Consider the following 230-nt stretch of genomic DNA (forward strand, 5'->3'; position numbering starts at 1 on the left):
GGCCTCGGCCGAAAAGCTTCCTTACAGCAAGCCACATCCGCAGGTATATATGGACTGCGCCGCGAAACTGGGGCTGGATCCACTTACCTGTGTGGCGCTGGAAGATTCGGTTAACGGCATGGTGGCGTCCAAAGCCGCACGTATGCGCTCCATCGTTGTGCCGGCTGAAGAAGGCCGACACGATCCCCGTTTTGCCCTCGCAGACGTCAGGCTGACGTCTCTTGAAGAAT

Annotated in this window: 1 protein-coding gene; it reads left to right on the top strand. The window is 58.3% G+C overall.

Annotated elements, in window-relative coordinates; all coding sequences use genetic code 11:
* Positions 1 to 230, top strand: a 230-nt coding sequence (locus RTW80_RS31100; protein WP_312722122.1) for an HAD-IA family hydrolase, incomplete at both ends; no start/stop codon positions are given.

The sequence above is a fragment of the Escherichia sp. AM3 genome (assembly GCF_032029835.1).
GTDB classification, from domain to species: Bacteria; Pseudomonadota; Gammaproteobacteria; order Enterobacterales; family Enterobacteriaceae; genus Escherichia; species Escherichia coli.